We start from the raw sequence: 425 nt of genomic DNA, 5'->3' as shown, positions 1-425 counted from the left end.
ATATCTGCTCGACCATCGAGTAGGCGGCGTCGTGGTCGGCGGCCGGGTCACCAATCGGCCGCTTGCCGTCGAGCCAGGCGTTCGCCTGTTCCCTCTTGATGGCTTCAGCGGCGTCACGGACCGCGTACATCCGGCCGTATGCCTCCTGGCGCGGGGACCGCCGCTTCCGCGAGCCGTTCCCCGCGCCAGGAGTGTCGGACGTCGGGTACTTCGGGGTGAACAAGCCCATGCCGGTCCTCGCTGACGGGGTGGGTCAGAAAGCCTTCGCGGCTTCACGGGTCAGCCGCTCGCCGGCGGCGATGGCCGCCTCACGGGCGGCGTTGAGGGCCTGCACCGACTCGACACCGCGCAGGTCGTAGGTGGCGGTTGCGGCATCCTGAGCCACGGCGGCCAGCGCCGGGGCGAGGATGGCCAGGGTGGTCAGT

General features: G+C 70.6%; 2 protein-coding genes. Both read right to left on the bottom strand.

Going from position 1 to position 425, the window contains the following annotated elements; all coding sequences use genetic code 11:
• On the bottom strand, positions 1–229 hold a 229-nt coding region (locus KUM39_RS27980), incomplete at its 3' end, for a hypothetical protein (RefSeq protein ID WP_217788574.1).
• Between the two features lie 24 nt (positions 230–253).
• Positions 254–409, bottom strand: a complete 156-nt coding sequence (locus tag KUM39_RS28900) for a hypothetical protein (protein WP_504740075.1) — start codon at positions 407–409, stop codon at positions 254–256.
• Positions 410–425: the final 16 nt, after the last annotated feature.

The sequence above is a fragment of the Streptomyces corallincola genome (assembly GCF_019104725.1).
Taxonomy (GTDB): domain Bacteria; phylum Actinomycetota; class Actinomycetes; order Streptomycetales; family Streptomycetaceae; genus Streptomyces; species Streptomyces corallincola.
This window is presented reverse-complemented; position numbering and strand designations above follow the sequence as displayed.